General features: G+C 64.9%; 14 protein-coding genes and 1 riboswitch. Of the genes, 2 read left to right on the top strand and 12 right to left on the bottom strand.

Going from position 1 to position 18,787, the window contains the following annotated elements; all coding sequences use genetic code 11:
* Window positions 1-13 precede the first annotated feature (13 nt).
* The 11 genes from nrdE to Q7J44_RS04410 form a co-directional block, all read right to left on the bottom strand.
* Window positions 14-2,155: a class 1b ribonucleoside-diphosphate reductase subunit alpha gene (gene nrdE, locus Q7J44_RS04460; protein ID WP_304877385.1), complete on the bottom strand. Its 2,142-nt coding sequence runs from the start codon at window positions 2,153-2,155 to the stop codon at window positions 14-16.
* Window positions 2,137-2,565, bottom strand: coding sequence for a class Ib ribonucleoside-diphosphate reductase assembly flavoprotein NrdI (gene nrdI / locus Q7J44_RS04455; RefSeq protein ID WP_304877382.1), 429 nt, complete (start codon window positions 2,563-2,565; stop codon window positions 2,137-2,139). The genes nrdE and nrdI overlap by 19 nt, the downstream gene beginning before the upstream one ends.
* Before the next feature lie 15 nt (window positions 2,566-2,580).
* Window positions 2,581-2,802, bottom strand: coding sequence for a glutaredoxin-like protein NrdH (gene nrdH / locus Q7J44_RS04450; RefSeq protein WP_304877380.1), 222 nt, complete (start codon window positions 2,800-2,802; stop codon window positions 2,581-2,583).
* Between the two features lie 103 nt (window positions 2,803-2,905).
* Window positions 2,906-3,102, bottom strand: a riboswitch (cobalamin riboswitch).
* Between the two features lie 49 nt (window positions 3,103-3,151).
* A complete protein-coding gene (gene metH, locus Q7J44_RS04445) occupies window positions 3,152-6,916 on the bottom strand; it encodes a methionine synthase (RefSeq protein ID WP_304877378.1) in 3,765 nt (1,254 codons plus the stop codon).
* A 115-nt stretch (window positions 6,917-7,031) separates the two neighbouring features.
* Entirely contained in the window at window positions 7,032-7,643 is a 612-nt protein-coding gene (locus Q7J44_RS04440; RefSeq protein ID WP_304877376.1) for a TetR/AcrR family transcriptional regulator, read from the bottom strand.
* A gap of 73 nt (window positions 7,644-7,716) precedes the next feature.
* The gene (locus tag Q7J44_RS04435; protein WP_304877373.1) at window positions 7,717-8,964 is read right to left on the bottom strand and encodes a mandelate racemase/muconate lactonizing enzyme family protein; all 1,248 of its coding nucleotides are present in this window, start codon (window positions 8,962-8,964) and stop codon (window positions 7,717-7,719) included.
* Between the two features lie 141 nt (window positions 8,965-9,105).
* Window positions 9,106-10,329, bottom strand: coding sequence for a TCR/Tet family MFS transporter (locus Q7J44_RS04430; protein ID WP_304877371.1), 1,224 nt, complete (start codon window positions 10,327-10,329; stop codon window positions 9,106-9,108).
* The gene (locus Q7J44_RS04425; protein WP_304877368.1) at window positions 10,326-11,051 is read right to left on the bottom strand and encodes an alpha/beta fold hydrolase; all 726 of its coding nucleotides are present in this window, start codon (window positions 11,049-11,051) and stop codon (window positions 10,326-10,328) included. Before Q7J44_RS04425 ends, Q7J44_RS04430 begins: the two co-directional genes overlap by 4 nt.
* Window positions 11,044-11,829 carry a 3-oxoadipate enol-lactonase gene (gene pcaD, locus Q7J44_RS04420; protein WP_370692950.1) on the bottom strand — a complete coding sequence of 262 codons (786 nt, stop codon included), beginning with the start codon at window positions 11,827-11,829 and terminating at the stop codon, window positions 11,044-11,046. Before pcaD ends, Q7J44_RS04425 begins: the two co-directional genes overlap by 8 nt.
* A 3-nt stretch (window positions 11,830-11,832) precedes the next feature.
* Entirely contained in the window at window positions 11,833-12,789 is a 957-nt protein-coding gene (locus Q7J44_RS04415) for a threonine/serine dehydratase (protein ID WP_304877366.1), read from the bottom strand.
* A complete protein-coding gene (locus Q7J44_RS04410) occupies window positions 12,786-13,610 on the bottom strand; it encodes an alpha/beta fold hydrolase (protein ID WP_304877365.1) in 825 nt (274 codons plus the stop codon). Before Q7J44_RS04410 ends, Q7J44_RS04415 begins: the two co-directional genes overlap by 4 nt.
* A gap of 267 nt (window positions 13,611-13,877) precedes the next feature.
* Between Q7J44_RS04410 and Q7J44_RS04405 the strand changes: the two genes are divergently transcribed.
* Window positions 13,878-15,659 (top strand): ABC transporter transmembrane domain-containing protein, encoded by a 1,782-nt coding sequence (locus Q7J44_RS04405; protein ID WP_304877362.1) that lies wholly within the window; start codon window positions 13,878-13,880, stop codon window positions 15,657-15,659.
* A 181-nt stretch (window positions 15,660-15,840) separates the two neighbouring features.
* A complete protein-coding gene (locus Q7J44_RS04400) occupies window positions 15,841-17,730 on the top strand; it encodes an acyl-CoA synthetase (protein ID WP_304877360.1) in 1,890 nt (629 codons plus the stop codon).
* Between the two features lie 118 nt (window positions 17,731-17,848).
* On the opposite strand, the gene Q7J44_RS04395 is transcribed toward Q7J44_RS04400, so the two are convergent.
* On the bottom strand, window positions 17,849-18,748 hold the full coding sequence (locus tag Q7J44_RS04395; RefSeq protein WP_304877358.1) for a DMT family transporter: 900 nt from the start codon (window positions 18,746-18,748) through the stop codon (window positions 17,849-17,851).
* Window positions 18,749-18,787 lie beyond the last annotated feature (39 nt).

Genomic DNA, 18,787 nt, shown 5'->3' with positions numbered 1-18,787 from the left:
CGGTTCGGTCCTTTCACAAGCTGCACGAGACGCAGCCCTGCACTTCGGTCCCTTCAAGGGCCATCTGGCGCAGGCGGATGTAATAGATGGTCTTGATGCCCTTTTTCCACGCCGCAATCTGCGCGCGGTTGATATCGCGTGTGGTGGCGGTGTCGCGGAAGAACAGGGTCAGCGACAGGCCCTGGTCGACGTGCTGGGTCGCCGCCGCATAGGTGTCGATGATCTTGTCGGGGCCGATTTCATAGGCGTCCTGATAGAATTCGAGGTTCTCGTTGGTCATGAAGGGCGCGGGGTAATAGACGCGGCCCAGCTTGCCCTCTTTGCGGATCTCGATCTTCGACGCAATCGGGTGGATCGACGAGGTGGAGTTGTTGATATAGCTGATCGACCCGGTCGGCGGCACCGCCTGCAGGTTGCGGTTGTAAAGCCCGTGTTCCATCACATCGGACCTAAGGGCTGCCCAGTCGGCACGGGTGGGCAGGGCGACGCCCGCCGCGTCAAACAGGGCGCGGACGCGTTCGGTGGCGGGCAGCCAGTCGGCAGAGGTGTATTTGTCAAAGAAGGTGCCGGAGGCATAGGTCGAATTCTCGAACCCCTTGAAGCTGGACCCGCGTTCGCGGGCGATCAGGTTTGAGGCCCGCAGCGCATGGAACAGCACGGTGCAGAAGTAGATGTTGGTGAAGTCGATGCCCTCGACCGAACCATAGTGAATCCGCTCACGCGCCAGATAGCCGTGCAGGTTCATCTGGCCCAGACCGATGGCATGGCCTTCATCATTGCCGCGCCGCACCGATGGCACCGCATCAATCGCCGACATGTCGGACACTGCGGTCAGCGCGCGGATCGCCACCTCAACCGTGGTGCCGATATCGGGGCCGTCCATCGTGGTGGCGATGTTCAGTGACCCGAGGTTGCACGAAATATCGGTGCCCAGATGGTCGTAGGACAGGTCTTCGTGGAAGGTGCTGGCCTCATTCACCTGCAGGATTTCCGAGCACAGGTTCGACATGCTGATGCGCCCGGCAATCGGGTTGGCGCGGTTCACAGTGTCTTCAAAGACGATATAGGGATAGCCGGATTCGAACTGAATTTCGGCCAGAATCTGGAAGAAATCGCGCGCCTTGATCTTGCGCTTCTTGATGCGCGGGTTGTCGACCATTTCGCGGTATTTCTCGGTGACCGAGATTTCCGAGAAGGCACAGCCGTAGACGCGTTCCACGTCATGCGGCGAAAACAGATACATATCCTCATTCGCCTTGGCCAATTCAAAGGTGATGTCGGGGATCACCACGCCAAGGCTGAGCGTTTTGATGCGGATTTTCTCATCCGCATTCTCGCGTTTGGTGTCGAGGAATTTCAGAATGTCGGGGTGGTGGGCGTTCAGATACACCGCGCCTGCGCCTTGGCGTGCGCCAAGCTGGTTGGCGTAGGAAAAGCTGTCTTCCAGCAGCTTCATCACCGGAATCACGCCCGAAGACTGGTTCTCGATGCCCTTGATCGGGGCACCCGCCTCGCGCAGGTTGGTCAGCATCAGGGCGACGCCACCACCGCGTTTGGACAGTTGCAGCGCCGAATTGATGCTGCGCCCGATCGATTCCATGTTGTCTTCCAGCCGCAGCAGGAAGCACGAAATCAGCTCGCCGCGCTGGGCCTTGCCGGCATTCAGGAAGGTGGGCGTGGCGGGCTGGAACCGGCCGGCGATCATTTCCTCCATGAAGCGCATGGCAAGGGCCTGATCACCCTTGGCCAGCGTCAGGGCGACCATGACCACGCGGTCTTCAAACCGTTCCAGAAAGCGCTGCCCGTCGCGGGTTTTCAGCGTGTAGGATGTGTAATATTTCAGCGCGCCCAGAAAGCTGGGGAAGCGGAACTTCTTGGCATAGGCGGCATCGAAAATCTGGCGCAGGAAGGCCGCCGGATAGGCGTCCAGCACCGGGGCCTCGTAATAGCCCTCAGTGACAAGGTAGCCCAGCTTTTCCTCAAGGCTATGAAAGAACACGGTATTCTGGTTCACATGCTGCAGGAAATACTGCCGCGCCGCCATCTTGTCGGCATCAAACTGGATGCGGCCCTCGGCGTCATACAGGTTCAGCGTCGCGTTCAGCGCGTGATAGTCGAGCGTGGATGGGGCGGCGGTCAGGACGCGGTCAAGCATTGATCTCTCCAGAAAGTGGCAAGCCCGGACCTGATCCGGGCGATATCGGTGTCGGTTCCGGCCAGTTCGAACCGGAAAAGGCAGGGCACCCCGCATTTTGCGGCGATGACGGGGCCGGCGTGGCCGAAGTAGGTGCCGAAGTTGCGGTTGCCCGCGCCGATCACCCCGCGCAGATGGGCGCGCGCGGATGTGTCGTTCAGAAAGCGGATCACCTGCTTTGGCACAGCACCCCGGCCTGCACCATCCGAATAGGTCGGGCAGATCAGCACGTAAGGCGCGGCAGGCACCGGCATCGGGTCGGCGGGGCTGATGGGGATACGCGAAGCGGGCAGTCCCAGCCGCGCAACCATCCGCGCGGTGTTGCCCGAGCCGGAGGAGTAATAGACCAATGTGGCAGAATGCTCCGGCATCGGGTCAGCAAAAGGTCAGCACAGCGCGCTAATCTTGTCGGGGCGGAACCCCGCCCAATGATCGCCGCCCGCCATCACCACCGGCACCTGACGGTAGCCAAGCGCCGACACCCGCTCCAGCGCGTCGGCATCCTGCGACAGGTCGATCACGGTGTAATCGACGCCCAGATTGTCCAGCGCCCGGTAGGTCGCCACGCATTGCACGCAAGCTGGTTTTGAATAGACGGTGATGGTCATTGCCCTGTCCTCTTTTGCCTGTTTTGGGGGCGAGGGTCAGGGGCGATACCGATGGGCGACCCGGACGGGCCGCACGCGATGGACGCCACCGGGCCCACCGCCCGCGTGTTTGTTCTGTTCAGGCAGGTCTCCTGGCTTGCGGCCCTGGCCCTTTTGCCCCGCCTTCCCGACCATATGGCCAGTGACGTCTGGGGCAGGCTTGCCGCCTACAGTTGCGGGGGCAGCGCCGGCATGGACCGGCTTCCCTTTTCATCCCTTTCCCGTTCCCGAGTCGGGGACACCTGAACAACTGCATATAGCGGTCAGGAGGGCGATGCTGTCAATATGTTGTTTAGGGTTGACAGCTATTCTATTCCGCCGCCATCGCAGGTGTGGCTTGTGGCACATAGTTCAGAATGGGGCCAAGCCAGCGTTCCACATCCGGCACCGGCATCTGCTTGCGGGCAGCATAGTCCAGAACCTGATCCTGTTCCACCTTTGCCACGCCGAAATAATAGGCCTGCGGATGGCCGATATAAAGGCCCGAGACGGAAGACCCCGGCCACATCGCCATGCTTTCGGTCAGCCGCACGCCGGTGGCGGCCTCGGCATCCAGCAGGTTGAACAGGGTGGTTTTTTCGGTGTGGTCAGGCTGCGCCGGATAGCCGGGGGCAGGGCGGATGCCGCGATACGGCTCGCCGATCAGCTCGGCAGGGGCGAGGGATTCGTCCGGGGCATAGCCCCACAGCTCGCGGCGGACCATTTCATGCATCCGCTCGGCAAAAGCCTCGGCAAAGCGGTCGGCCAGTGCCTTGACCAGAATCGCGTTGAAGTCATCATTGGCGCGCTCAAACCGTTCGGCGATGGCAATTTCCTCGATGCCCGCCGTCACCACAAAACCGCCGACATAATCGGGCGTGCCGATGGGGGCCACGAAATCGGCCAGTGCCACATTGGGGCGGTCGTCGCGCTTGGTGACCTGCTGGCGCAGGGTGTGCAAGGTGGCAAGATCGGTGCTGCGCCCCTCATCGGTGAACAGCCGGATATCATCGCCCACCGCATTGGCGGGCCAGAAGCCCACCACGGCGCGGGGGCGGAACCACTTCTCGGCGATGATCTGCGCCAGCATGGCTTGCGCATCAGCAAACAGCGCGCGGGCGGCGGCGCCCTGTTTTTCATCCTGCAAAATCTTGGGGTAGACCCCCTTCAGCTCCCATGTCTGAAAGAACGGCGTCCAGTCGATGTAGCGGGCCAGATCGGCCAGATCCCAATCGTCAAACACCTTGGTGCCAAGGAAGGACGGCGCGGGCACGTGATAGCCCTGCCAGTCCAGCCGCAACGCATTGGCCCGTGCCGCGGCCAGCGGCAGGCGCTTCTTGGCCAATTCGGCGCGGGCGTGGTTTTCGGCCACCTTTTCATATTCGGCGCGCACTGTTTCCACATAGTCTACAGTCTGATCGGGCGACAGCAGGGCCGAGACCACACCCACCGCGCGGCTGGCGTCGGTGACATAAACTGTCTGGCCGCGCGCGTATTTCGGGTGGATTTTCACCGCCGTATGCACGCGGCTGGTGGTCGCCCCGCCGATCAGCAGGGGGATGTTAAATCCCTCCCGCTCCATCTCGCTCGCCACATGCACCATCTCATCAAGCGACGGCGTGATCAGACCGGACAGGCCGATGATATCGACCTTTTCCTCGCGCGCGACCTGCAGGATTTTCGCCGCAGGCACCATCACCCCAAGATCGATGATGTCGTAATTGTTGCAGGCCAGAACGACGCCCACGATGTTCTTGCCGATGTCATGCACATCGCCCTTCACCGTGGCCATCAGCACCTTGCCCGCCGATTCGCGCCCGGTGCCGCCGTTGAGGCGCTTTTCTTCCTCCATGTACGGCAGAAGCACGGCGACGGCCTGCTTCATCACGCGGGCTGATTTCACCACCTGCGGCAGGAACATCTTGCCCGCTCCGAACAGATCGCCCACCACGTTCATCCCCGCCATCAGCGGGCCTTCGATCACATGCAGCGGGCGGGCGGCTGCGAGGCGCGCCTCTTCGGTATCGGCATCGATGAATTCGGTGATGCCGTTGACCAGCGCATGTTCCAGCCGCTTTTCCACCGGCCAATCGCGCCATTTCAGATCGCGTTCCTTGGCCTCACGCGCGCCGGTGGACTTGAAGCGTTCGGCAATCTCCAGCATCCGGTCGGTGGCGTCCGGCGTGCGGTTCTGCACCACATCCTCACAGGCCTCGCGCAGGTCGGGGTCGATGCTGTCATAGACGGCAAGCTGGCCCGCGTTGACGATGCCCATATCCATCCCGGCCTGAATGGCGTGGTAGAGGAACACGGCATGCATCGCCTCGCGCACGGGTTCATTGCCGCGAAAGCTGAAGGACAGGTTCGACACCCCGCCCGAGACATGCACATGCGGCAGGGTTTGCGTGATGCGCCGGGTGGCGTTGATGAAATCGACTCCGTAGTTGTTGTGCTCTTCAATGCCGGTCGCCACGGCAAAGACGTTGGGGTCAAAGATGATGTCTTCGGGCGGGAAGCCGATGCCTGTCAGCAGGGCATAGGCGCGGGTGCAGATTTCCACCTTGCGGTCTTCGGTATCGGCCTGACCCAGTTCGTCAAAGGCCATCACCACCACGGCGGCGCCATAAGCCCGGCACAGGCGGGCGTGGTGCAGGAAGGCGTCTTCCCCCTCTTTCATGCTGATCGAATTGACGATCGGCTTGCCCTGCACGCATTGCAGTCCGGCTTCGATCACCTCCCACTTGGAACTGTCGATCATCACCGGCACGCGGGCGATGTCGGGTTCGGCGGCAATCAGGTTCAGAAAGTCGGTCATCGCCTGTTTGCTGTCGATCAGCCCTTCATCCATGTTCACATCGATGATTTGCGCGCCGTTTTCCACCTGATCGCGCGCCACATCCAGCGCGGCGGTGTAATCGCGGTTGGTGATCAGCTTGCGGAATTTGGCGCTGCCCGTGACATTGGTCCGCTCGCCCACGTTCACGAAGGGGATGTCCTTGGTCAGCGTAAACGGCTCCAGCCCCGACAGGCGCATCAGGGGCGGCAGGGTGGGGATGGCGCGCGGCGGGTACTTCGCCACGGCCTGCGCGATGGCGCGGATATGGGCGGGGGTGGACCCGCAGCAGCCGCCGACGATGTTCACAAGGCCATCGCGGGCGAAATCCGCGATCTGCTCTGCCATGAACTCGGGCGATTCGTCGTATTGTCCGAATTCATTGGGCAGCCCGGCGTTAGGATAGGCGCAGATCAGCGTATCGGCGGCGGCGGAAAGCTCGGCCAGATGCGCGCGCATTTCGGCAGCCCCCAGCGCGCAGTTCAGCCCGATGGTCAGCGGTGCCGCATGGCGCACCGAATGCCAGAACGCGCTTGGCGTCTGGCCGGAAAGTGTGCGGCCCGAGCGGTCGGTGATGGTGCCGGAGATCATCACCGGCAGGCGGACGCCGCGCGCCGCGAAAGCCTCTTCGCAAGCAAAGATCGCGGCCTTGGCGTTCAGCGTATCAAAGATCGTCTCGATCAGGATCAGGTCGGCACCGCCGTCGATCAGCCCGCGCAACTGTTCGGCATAAGCAATTCGCAACTGGTCAAAGGTAACAGCGCGGTAGCCGGGGTTGTTCACATCCGGGCTCATCGACGCGGTGCGGTTGGTGGGGCCAAGCGCGCCGGCGACAAAGCGCGGGCGGCCATCTTCGGCGGTGGCGCGGTTCAGCGCTTGGCGCACCAACTGCGCGCCGTGGAAGTTCAGGTCATAAACCAGATGCTCCAGCCCGTAATCGGCCTGCGCGATGGAGGTCGACGAAAACGTATTGGTTTCAACGATATCCGCCCCGGCCTTCGCGTAGGCGTAGTGGATATCCTCAATCGCCTGCGCTTGCGTCAGGATCAGCAGATCATTGTTGCCCTGTTGCGGATGCGGCTTGGCCCCGAACATCGGCGGATGGCAGGCGCAGCCCGCGCCATGGGCGGTGAATTCCGCCTCGCCAAAGCCAAGACCCTGAATCTGCGTGCCCATCGCGCCGTCAAGGATCAGTATCTTTTCCCGCGACAGGGCGGCGATCTGGTCAAAAACGGGCGATCTTACGGGGGCAGCGGAGGACATGAGGTTCCGATCAAATGGAAAAGGGCACTTCAAGAGTGCCTGTTCCCAACCTATGCCGCAGTGCTGCGTGACGCAAATTCATATCCCGCAGGAAGATTATGCGTGAAATTCATGTTCAGGGCGCGGCATCACCCGTCAACTGCCCCAGCACCACCGCGATCATCTGCTCCAGCCGGTCCAGGGGCACGGCAGAGATGCGCTTTTCCAGCCCCAGCAGCACAATCCCGTGGACCGATGAAAACAGCGCCCGCGTCATCAGGTCGATGCGCGCAGGGGGCCAGTCGGGGAAGATCCGGGTCAGGGGGGCAGAGATCAGCGCAAACACATCCGCCAGTTCGGCCAGATACCACCCCGGCACCGGGGCATCGACCGACATTTCCAGATCAAACAGCGCCCGCCATGCCGGGGTGTTCGCGGCGGCAAAGTGCAGATAGGCCTGCGACATGGTGATCAGGCAGTCGCGCGGATGCTGGTCCTGCCCGGCGATGGAGTCCGTCACCGCCGCCCCCAACCGCCGGAAGGTGCGGCCGTTCACCGCCATCACCAACTGGTTCAGATCGGCAAAGACGTTGTAGATCGCCCCCACCGAACACCCCGCCTGCGCCGCCAGATCGCGCGCTTTCAGGGCTGCCAGCCCTTGGGTGGCGATGACCTGCTCGGCCTGATCGGTCAGCCTTGCGCGCAGATCATCGCGGCGCAGATCGGTCTTGCTGGGCGCTTTCGCCATCGGCCTCTCGCGAATTTCCTGTGAACTTTGTTCATGGATAGCCGGGACGGCGGGGAAGCGCAAACCGAAGGGTTCAGGTCTTGTGCGGCAAAGTGGACGGCGCACCGCCCTCGAACCGGTTGCCGTTGGTATAGTCGCAAGGGGCCTCCTGCATCTGCAGATGCAGGCCGGTGCCGGTATAGGGGTGGGCGCGGGCGACGTCCTCATCAAAGTCGATGCCCAGACCGGGGGCGTCGGGCGGCAGGATGTAGCCATTTTCCCAAGCAATCGAATTGCGGATCAGCTTTTGGTGGAAGGCCCCGCCGGTCTCAATGGTTTCGGCCAGCAGCAGATTGGGGATCGACGCCGCCAGATGCACATTGGCCGCCCATTCGACAGGACCGGCGTACAGATGCGGGGCCATTTCGGCGTTGAACACCTCTGCCATGGCCGAGATTTTCTTGGCCTCCCAGATGCCGCCCACACGCCCCAGCGCCGGTTGCAGGATCTTGACCCCGCCATGACGCAACAGGGCGCCAAACTCGGCCTTGGTGGTCAGCCGCTCGCCGGTGGCGAGCGGGATGCGCACGGCGCGCGCCACCTCGGCAAATTCCAGCAGATTGTCCGGCGGGATCGGTTCTTCGTACCACAGCGGATTATACGGCTCCAGCTCGCGGCCCAGCCGGATGGCACCTGCGGTGGTGAACTGGCCATGGGTGCCGAAGAGCAGATCCACGCGGTCGCCCACAGCCTCCCGTATCGCGCGGCAGAAGGCGACGGAGCGTGAGATGTCGGACATCGCGGGCTGATGCCCGCCGCGCAATGTGTAGGGGCCGGCGGGGTCGAACTTTACCGCTGTGAACCCCATGTCCATGAACCGTACCGCGGCCCCGGCGGCGGCGTCCGGGTCGACCCAGAACTCGGGGTCTTCGTTGCCGGGTTCGGGGTACAGATAGGTATAGCTGCGGATGCGCTGGTTGATCTTGCCGCCCAAGAGCGCCCAGACCGGCCGGTTGCGCGCTTTGCCCAATATATCCCAGCAGGCAATCTCCAGCCCCGAAAACGCGCCCATCACCGTGGGGTCGGGGCGTTGGGTGAAGCCCGAGGAATAGGCGCGGCGGTACATCAGCTCGATGTCTTCCGGCGAGGAGCCTTCCATGTGGCGCGCGAACACATCCTCGATCACAGCGATCATCGCCTTGGGGCCGACGGTGGAGGCGTAGCATTCGCCGTAACCCACGATCCCGCAGGCGGTGGTCAGCTTGGGAAAGATCCAGTAGCGCCCACCCCAGCCGGGAAAGGGCGGGGCAACGACGAAGATGTCAAGCGCGGCGAGTTTCATGCCAGTGGTCCTTTTGCGGCAAGCGCCGGGGGACTTTGCGTCCCCCGGACCCCCTGCAGAGTATTTTTATCAAGATGAAACTAAGGGGAGTTTGATGTGCGGGCAAAGGTGTTTGCGACATGTTGTGCCGCAAACGGGTGATCAGACGGGCTGTCTTTGGCCGATGCGGGGACCGAGGACGTGCAGGGCCAGGCAGGCCAGCATCATCGCGGCCGCCAGCAGGAACGGCGCGCCGGGGGCGTAGACCGGCGCACCGGGGGCTGTGAAGGTGCTGAAGGTGGTGGTCATGATCAGTGGGGAGGTGATCATCGCGATGGCGTTCAGGCTGGCCAGCACGCCCTGCACCTCGCCCTGCGCATCTGCCGGGGCGGCGCGGCTGGCGATGGCTTGCAGCGCCGGGGTGACGGCCCCGCCAAGGGCGGTGACCGGGGTGAGCATCAGGGCAAGAACGGGCGAGGTGACGAGGCCAAGCCCGGTGAGGGTGATCACATCGACCCACATGCCGTAATGCGCGGCCCGGTGCTCGCCAAAGCGGCGGATCATCGGGCCGACCAGCAGCGCCTGACCCAAGGCATAGCTGATGCCATAGACGGCGAGTGAGACGCCGACCATCTGCGTGCTCCAGCCAAAGCGGGCCTGACCGTAATAGGCCCAGACCGCCGGGTAGACGTTCATTGCGATGCCGAGGATCAGGAAACAGGCGAGGGTGAGGCGCAGGCCGGGCAGGCGGCTGACGGCGCGCAGGGCACCCAGCGGGTTGGCGCGGCGCAGGCTGAAGGGGCGGCGGGTGGCGTCGGTGACGGTCTCGGGCAGGATCAGGAAGCCGAAGGTCAGGTTGGCAAAGGCGAGGGCGGCGGCGGCGTAGAACGGCGCGCGGGTGTCGATGCCCGCCAGCAGCCCGCCGATCAGCGGGCCCAGCACAAAGCCCACGCCAAACCCCGCGCCGATCAGACCAAAGCGCGCGCCGCGCTGGTCGGGCGGGGTGATGTCGGCGATATAGGCGGTGGCGGTGGAATAGGTGGCGGCTGTGACCCCCGCCACCAGCCGCGCGATCAGCAGAAGCCAGATGGTGGGGGCCACCGCCATCACCAGATAGTCCAGCCCCATCACCAGCAAAGACACTAAGAGCACCGGGCGGCGGCCAAAACGGTCGGACAAGGACCCAAGGATCGGGCCGAACAGGAACTGCATCACTGCGTAAGATGTCGCCAGCACCCCGCCCCACAGGGCTGCATGCGCCAGATCCTGCCCGGTAACGGCGCGGATCAGGTCGGGCATCACCGGAAAGATCAGCCCGATGCCGATGGCATCCAGCGTTACCGTGGCGAGGATGAAGGTCAGCGCGAGTTTTGGTGTGGGGGTCACTGCGGGGCCTGTGGCGCTTGGGCAATGGCGTGCAGGCGCTGGGCCAGCAGGTCGGGGCAGGCGAAGAAGGGGGAATGTGAGGCGGGCAGGGTGCTGCGATGTGCCTGCGGGACCGATTGCGCCATGGCCTGCTGATACTCGGGCGGGATGGCGCGGTCGTCTGTGCAGCGGATGTAGTGACGGGGCAGGGACTGGCTGCGCGGCGTCAGGGTCAGCGGGGTTTCCTGCGGGGCAATGGGTTGCGGGGTCAGGCACAGGCTGGCGAGGGTTTGCGCCTGCGGGTCGCAATCGTGGTAGAACAGGGCGTTGGTCTGTGCGGGGTCAAAGCTGAAGGTGCCACCCGCCTTGTCGACCCTGATCGCCGGGGCCAGCGGCTGGCGCGGGCCTGCGCGGCGCATGTCGCCCAGGGTCATCCCCGAGACCGGGGCGTAGGCGCACAGGTAGACCAGTGCTGCGATATGGCCGGGGTCAGCCTCAGCCGCGGCGGTGATCGGGTAGCCTGCCATGGAATGGCCGACCACAATCGTCGGGCCGCTCAGCGCGCCGCAGATGGCCTGCGCATAGGCGTCCAGTGTCACCTCGCTTGCGGGGGTGCGGTCGCGGCCATGGCCCGGCAGGTCGATGGCGCGGACGCTGTGGCCAAGGGCGGCAAGCGCCGGAATCACCCGGTGCCAGCACCAGGCGCCGTGGCACGATCCGTGGATCAGCAGGAACTCAGACATGGCCGATGCTTTCCAGAAAATCGCGTAAAGCGCGGGTGAAGGCGTCGGGCTGTTCCACCATCGGCAGATGGCCCGCGCCACGGATCAGCTGAAACCGGCTGCCCAGGATCAGATCGGCGGTTTCGCGGGCGAGATCGGGCGGGGTGGCACCATCATTGATCCCGGCAAGCGCCAGCGTGGGCAGGGTCAGCCCGGCGGTCGGCGTGTAGAAATCGGTGCCCGCAATCGCCGCCGCCGCCCCCATCCAGCCCTCGGGCGGGGTGGCCAGCAACATGGAGCGCACCGCTTGCAGGTCGGGGTGGTCCTGCCATTTGCGGCCCAGCCAGCGTGCAAGTGTGGCACCGGCAATCGCCTCCATCCCGCCCGCGCGCACGGCGTCGATCCGCGCCTGCCATTGCGACGCAATCCCGATCCGCGCGGCACTGTTCGACAGCACCATCGCGCGCACCAGATCGAGCCGTTTGACCGCCAGCCCCTGCGCGATCATCCCGCCGATCGAATGGCCGACCACCACCGCATCGCGCAGCCCCGCCTGCGCCATCACGCGTTCGGCGTCATGGATCAGCGCCCCCATGGCATAGGGGCCTTGAGGTACATCCGACAGCCCGTGGCCGCGCATATCCATGCGCAGGATGCGGTGACCGGGCAGGCGCGCCACCACGGCGTCCCACAGGCGCAGGCTGGTGCCAAGGCCGTGCAGCAGCACGACGGGCGGGGCGTTCGCGGGGCCGGAGAGTTCCACATTCAGCCGCAGATCGGGGAAAAACATCAGCGACATGGGTCAGCCGAACCGCGCCAGAGCGTCGCGGAACAGCGCCGGGTCGGCATTGCCGCCACTGGCGACGCAGATCACCGGATCAGGTGTCTCGCCAAAAAGTGCTGCCGCCAGCGCGACCGCGCCGCCGGGTTCCAGCACGATGCGCAGATGGGTGAAGGCGAGCGCCATCGCCTGCAGCGCCTGATCATCACTCACCACCATCCCCGGCCCGGCCAGCCGCTGCAACACCGGGAATGTCAGCTCCCCCGGGCTGGGCGTCAGGATTGCGTCGCAGACCGATCCGGTCGTGGCCGGGTTGCGCAACCGCTCCCCCGCCGCGAGCGACCGCGCCATGTCGTCAAACCCCACTGGTTCCACCGTGCGCAGGCGCAGGCCGGGGGCCCGCGCCTCCAGCGCCAGCGCGATCCCCGCCGACAGCCCGCCACCGCCGCAGCAGACCAGCACATCGGCGCTGTCCACCCCGGCCTGCAAAGCCTGCGCCGCAATCTCCAGCCCCACCGTGCCTTGCCCCGCGATCACCTGCGCGTCGTCAAACGGCTTGATCAGCACCAGCCCACGCTGGGCGCACAGGGCCGCGCCCAAGGCATCGCGGTCCTCCGTCCTGCGGTCATACAGCACCACCTCGGCACCATAGGCGCGGGTGTTGGCGATCTTCACCTGCGGCGCGTCGGATGGCATCACCACCACGCAAGGCAACCCATGACGCGCGGCAGCCAAGGCCACGCCCTGCCCATGGTTGCCCGACGAATAGGCCAGCACACCACGCGTCCCCGCAGGCAGGGCCGATACCGCCGACCACGCGCCACGGAATTTGAATGATCCTGTCACCTGCAGGCATTCCGCCTTTATTAACACCCGCTTGCCAAAGGCCGCATCCAGCAGCGGCGCGTTCAGCAGGGGGGTTGCCCGCGCATGCCCCGCCAACCGCGCCGCCGCCGCCTCGATCATCGTGATATTCATGCGCAGGCCCTCAGGAATTCATGGATCACGGCCACCGCCCCGGGTTCATCCAGAAACGGAATATGCGCGCGGTCCGGCACTTGCGCAAACAACATATCGGGCCGCCGCCTGCGCATTTCATCCGCCGTGGCCTGCGACAACAGGTCGGAATTCGCCCCCCGCACCAGCGCCAGCGGCAGACCGGCGCAGGCATCGAACAGCGGCCACAGATCGACCGGCGGGCCGTCAAACGCCGACAGAAACGCGTCGCGCAACGCCGGGTCATAGGTGATGCGCAACCCCTGATCCGTTTCACTATAATGCAAACGCGTCTCTTCCAGCCAGCGGCTGGCGGGCACCCCGGCAAAGCCCGGCATCACGCCGGGCAGGGCGGCTGCCAGCGCCGCATGGGTGCGGGCCGCCGGGTTGCGCCCGACATAGTCGAAAATCCGCTCCAGCCCCGGGCGATGGATCTCCGGCCCCACATCGTTCAGCAGCAGCCCCAGCAGACGCGGGCGCGCCACCGCCGCCAGCATCATCCCGATCAACCCGCCGCGCGAGGTGCCGATGACCGCCGCGCGCTCCACCCCCAGATGGTCCAGCAGCGCAAGCGCATCCCCCGCCTCCACCGGCACGGTATAGCTGCCGGCCCCGGTCCAGGCACTTTGCCCGCGCCCCCGGTAATCCATGCGGATCACGCGGCAGGGTGGCAGATGCGGCAGCATATAGTCGAAATCGCCCATCGTCCGGGTCAGGCCGGACAGGCACAGCACCGGCAGGCCCTCGCCCTCATCCCGGTAGGCCAGCCTTGCCCCATCGGGTGCGGTGAAAAACGCGGTCATCGTCAGCCTCCCCGGTCACAAGGGGCCAACCCCCTGCAGCAGATAAAGCCCAAGTGCCCCGCGCCCGCAAGTTCCCATCCACAGCGCAGCCCTGCCGCCCCCCGCATTCATCTTGACAAAAATACTCCCGCGCGGAGCGCTCCGCCAGACGCCACCAGCACCGCCCTTTGCCACCTCACACCCCCGCCATCCGGGGGCGCGGCAAATGGGGCGCTTGCCCCGCAGGCGCGGGTTGCCTAAACCCGCAGCACAACAAGGCAGGACGATATGGCACGCACACCGACAGTGACCGAGGACCGCGCGACATCAAAACAGGTTGGGGCCCTTGCCGGGCTGGTGCCGTTTCTGCTGCCCTACCGGCGCCTGCTGGTGCTGGCGCTGCTGGCCCTGATCCTGACCGCTGCAGTCAGCCTAGTGCTGCCGCTGGCGGTGCGCCGGGTGGTGGACAATTTCAACGCCGATGTGGTGATCCTTGACCAGTACTTCGGTGCGGCCATCATCATCGCCGGGATTTTCGCCTTCGGCTCGGGCATGCGCTATTATCTGGTGACCCGACTGGGCGAGCGGGTGGTGGCCGACATCCGCCGCGCGCTGTTCGACCGGGTGCTGATGCTGTCGCCCGCGTTCTTTGAACGGATCATGACCGGCGAGGTGCTCAGCCGCATCACCACCGACACCACGCTGATCCTGTCGCTGATCGGCTCGTCCGTCTCGATCGCGCTGCGCAACAGCCTGATCCTGTTTGGCGGGCTGGTGCTGATGCTGCTGACCTCGGCCAAGCTGGCGGGGATGGTTCTGCTGATCGTGCCGGTGGTGGTGGTGCCGATCATCATTCTGGGCCGCCGCCTGCGCATTCTGGGGCGTGAGAATCAGGACTGGATCGCCTCGTCCTCCGGTTCCGCCTCCGAGGCGCTGTCATCGGTGCAGACGGTGCAGGCCTTCACGCATGAGGCGCAGACCCGCAACGCCTTTGCGGAAGTGACGGAAAAAAGCTTCGCATCGGCCAGAACCCGCATCGGCACCCGCGCGGTGCTGACGATTTTCGTGATATTCCTTGTGTTCACCGGCATTGTCGGCGTGCTGTGGATGGGCGCGCGCGACGTGCGCGCCGGGGTGATGACCCCCGGAGAGCTGATCCAGTTCGTGATCTATGCCATCATGGTCGCCGGATCGGTCGGGGCGCTGTCGGAAATCTGGGGCGAGCTGCAACGCGCTGCAGGGGCAACCGAACGTCTGGTGGAACTGCTGCACGCCACCGACCCGGTGAAAGACCCGGCCCAACCCAAGGCGCTGCCGCGCCCGGTGCGGGGTGACATCCGGTTTGAGGCTGTCAGCTTCCGCTATCCCGCCCGGCCCGAAACCTCGGCGCTTGATGCCATCACCCTGCACGTCCGGCCCGGCGAGACGGTGGCACTGGTCGGCCCCTCCGGCGCGGGCAAGACCACCATCCTGCAACTGCTGTTGCGGTTCTACGATCCGCAACAGGGCGCGGTGCTGCTCGACGGCGTCGATCTGCGCGACCTTGACCGCACCGATTTCCGCCAGTCGCTGTCGCTGGTGCCGCAGGACCCGGTGATCTTTGCCACCTCGGCCCGCGAAAACATCCGCTTTGGCCGCCCTGATGCCACGGATGCGCAGGTCGAAACCGCCGCCCGCGCCGCTGCCGCGCATGACTTTATCTCGGCGCTGCCGCAGGGGTATGACACCTATCTTGGTGAACGCGGTGTCATGCTGTCGGGCGGGCAGAAGCAGCGCATCGCCATCGCCCGCGCCATCCTGCGTGACGCGCCGGTGCTGCTGCTGGACGAAGCCACCAGCGCTTTGGACGCCGAATCCGAACGGCTGGTGCAGTCGGCGGTGGAAACCCTGGCCGAGAACCGCACCACCCTTGTCGTGGCGCACCGTCTGGCGACCGTCAAACGCGCCGACCGGATCGTGGTCTTCGATCAGGGCCGCATCGTGGCGCAGGGCAAGCATGAGGATCTGGTGGCCGAGGGCGGCCTTTATGCCCGCCTTGCCCGGTTGCAGTTCACCGACGGCGCGGCCTGACCGGCAAAAACCCCAAAGGCCGGTTCCCCGCCCTCCCGGCGGTTTTCCCCGGCGCGCTCTGACGTTGCGTTGCCAGGTGCCGCCGCCGCTTGGCAAACCCGCCTTTTGCCCACATTGTAGACCGCAGGGAAAACAGGCCCCCCATCAACGGGGCTGCAGAGGACCACCGAGGGAGGGACCAATGGGAAAATTCGTCACGCGCGAGGATATCGCCGCGACCGAGGCCGAGATGCCATGGGCAGACCGCCCGGTGGCGCGCACCATGTATGAAGCCATCAGCGCTGCAAAGGCCAGCCACGGGCACCGACCCGCGCTGAGCTATCAGCTGCTGTCCGGCCCCGACACCAAACGCGAGTCCCTCAGCTGGGCGCAGGTCCACGCGCAGGTCACCCAGGCCGCCAACCTGTTCCGCAGCCTTGGCGTCGGCCCGACCGATGTGGTGGCCTTCGTGCTGCCCAACGCACTGGAAACCGCCGTCACCCTGATCGGCGGCGCGGTGGCCGGCATCGTCAACCCGATCAATCCGCTGCTGGAACCCGAACAGATCAGCGCCATCCTGCGTGAGACCAAGGCCAAGGTGGTCGTCACCCTGCGCCCGTTCCCCAAGACGGATGTGGCGCAGAAGGTGGCCGAGGCGGTGCGCTACGCGCCTTCGGTGAAAACCGTGCTGGAGGTGGATCTGGTGCGCTACCTCTCGGGTGCCAAGAAATACATCGTGCCGCTGATCCGGCCGAAAAACCCCACCAGCCACACCGCCAATGTGCAGAACTTCACTACCGAACTGGCCCGCCAGCCCGCCGACCGCCTGACCTTCGCCGACGAGCCGCAGGACCGCGTCGCCGCCTATTTCCACACCGGCGGCACCACCGGCATGCCAAAGGTGGCGCAGCACAAGGTCTCGGGCATGATCTACAACGGCTGGCTTGGCCATCAGCTGCTGTTCAAGCCCGATGATGTGGTGATGTGCCCGCTGCCGCTGTTCCACGTCTTTGCCACCTATCCGATCCTGATGAGCATGATCGCATCCGGTGCCCATGCCGTCTTCCCGACCCCGGCGGGCTATCGTGGCGACGGCGTGTTCGACAACTTCTGGAAACTGATCGCGCGCTACAAGGCCACCTACATGATCACGGTGCCCACCGCCCTGTCGGCGCTGATGCAGCGCCCGGTGGATGCCGATATCTCGTCCTTGCGCAACGCCTTCTCCGGCTCCTCCCCGCTGCCGGTGGAACTGTACAACCGCTTCAAGAAAGAAACCGGGGTCGAGATTGTCGAAGGCTACGGGCTGACGGAATGCACCTGTCTGGTGTCGATCAACCCGCCGGATGGCGTGAAAAAGATCGGCTCGGTCGGCCTGCCGTTTCCCTATTCCCATGTCCGCATCCTGCACAAGAACGGCGACGGTTTCCGCGAATGCGGCGTGGATGAGGTGGGCGAGATCTGCGTTGCCAACCCCGGCGTGTTTGAAGGCTCGACCTACACGGAAGTCGACAAGAACAAGGATCTCTTCGCCGAAGGCCGCTTCCTGCGCACCGGCGATCTGGGCCGCATCGATGCCGATGGCTATCTGTTCATCACCGGCCGCGCCAAGGATCTGATCATCCGTGGCGGCCACAACATCGACCCCGCCATCATCGAAGAGGCGCTGATGGGCCATGAGGCTGTCGCCGTCGTCGGTGCCATCGGCCAGCCCGACGCGCATTCGGGCGAATTGCCCGCGGCGTACGTCGAGCTGGTCAAAGGCTCCACCGCCACCGTGGCCGACCTGATGGATTACGCCACCAAACACATCCATGAACGCGCGGCCCTGCCGAAATACATCGAGATCCTGCCAGAGGTGCCAAAAACCGCCGTCGGCAAGGTCTTCAAACCCGACCTGCGCCGCATGGCCATCACCCGCGTTTACGACGCAGCGCTGGAAAAAGCCGGCATCCCCGCCCGCGTGGCGCTGGTGGCTGAAGACAAGAAACGCGGTCTGGTCGCCAAGCTGAGCAAATCGGGTGAGGTCGAGGACGCAAAGGTGACCGAGGCTCTGGGTGGGTTTACCAGCCCGTGGGACTGGGCGGCGTAAGCACACCAAAGGACAAGGCGCGCGCCGTACTCCGGCGCGCGCCTTGTCCTTTCATCCTGGCTCTCGCTGAGTGAGCCGAGACAGCAGGCGCGACAGCGCCAGCCCGCAGCCTCCACCGCTATCGCCGCAGCCGGTCCAGCACCCGGCCATCTATGGCCAGCAACCCGGCGCAAATCAGGGCCAGCCCGGCATAGTGGCGTGGTGCCAGCGTCTCACCCAGAAACAGGACGCCAAGCAGAATGGCGCTGGCCGGGATAAGCAGGGTGACAAGCGCGGTATTGACCGCCCCGGCCGAGGCCAGCAGCCGGAAGAAAATCACATAGGCCAGCGCGGTAGAGGCGAAGGCCAGCCCCAGCACCGCCAGCACGACAGACCCACCGGGAAATGCCAAAGTCCATGGCCGGTCCATCAGGCACACCACCGGCACCATCATCATAGACGTGGCCGTCAGCTGGCCAAGCGCGACCTGCGCGGGCGACACCTGCATCGACCGGAACCGGCGGCCATAGGTTCCGGCCAGCCCATAAGACAGCGCAGCACCAAGGCAGGCCAGCATGCCCACCACCGCAAAGCCGCTGCCATCCATCAGCCCGCCGCCCAGAAGCACCACAACACCCACAAACCCGCACCCGACGCCGACGGCCTTGTTCAGCGCCATCCGCTCATCCGTCAGCAGGAAATGCGCAGCGACAATGGCAAAGATTGGCGTGGTGGCGTTCAGTATCGACGCCAGACCGCTGGGAATCATCGTCTGTGCCCAGAACAGCAGGCTGAACGGGACAAGATTGTTCAGCAGGCCCATGATCAGAAAGGCGGGAATGGCCGCTGCCCGGAACGGCCGCGCCTCGCCGCCAAGGCGCAGCACGACCGCCAGTGCCAGTGCGGCCAGGCCGGTCCGCGCCAGCACCAGCGTCAGGGGGGGCAGTTCCTTGACGGCGACGGCAGCGAAAAAGAAGGCCCCGCCCCAAAGGAAAGACAGCATCAGAAGCAATGCCCAATCCTGATAGCCCATCCGCATCCTCAGATCCCCCGGTTCGCACTGTTGCCCATGGACTAG

Source organism: Pseudotabrizicola sp. (assembly GCF_030656345.1).
In the GTDB taxonomy this organism is placed as follows: domain Bacteria; phylum Pseudomonadota; class Alphaproteobacteria; order Rhodobacterales; family Rhodobacteraceae; genus Pseudotabrizicola.
The sequence above is the reverse complement of the archived record's forward strand: the minus strand, read 5'-3'. Positions and strand labels throughout refer to the sequence as shown.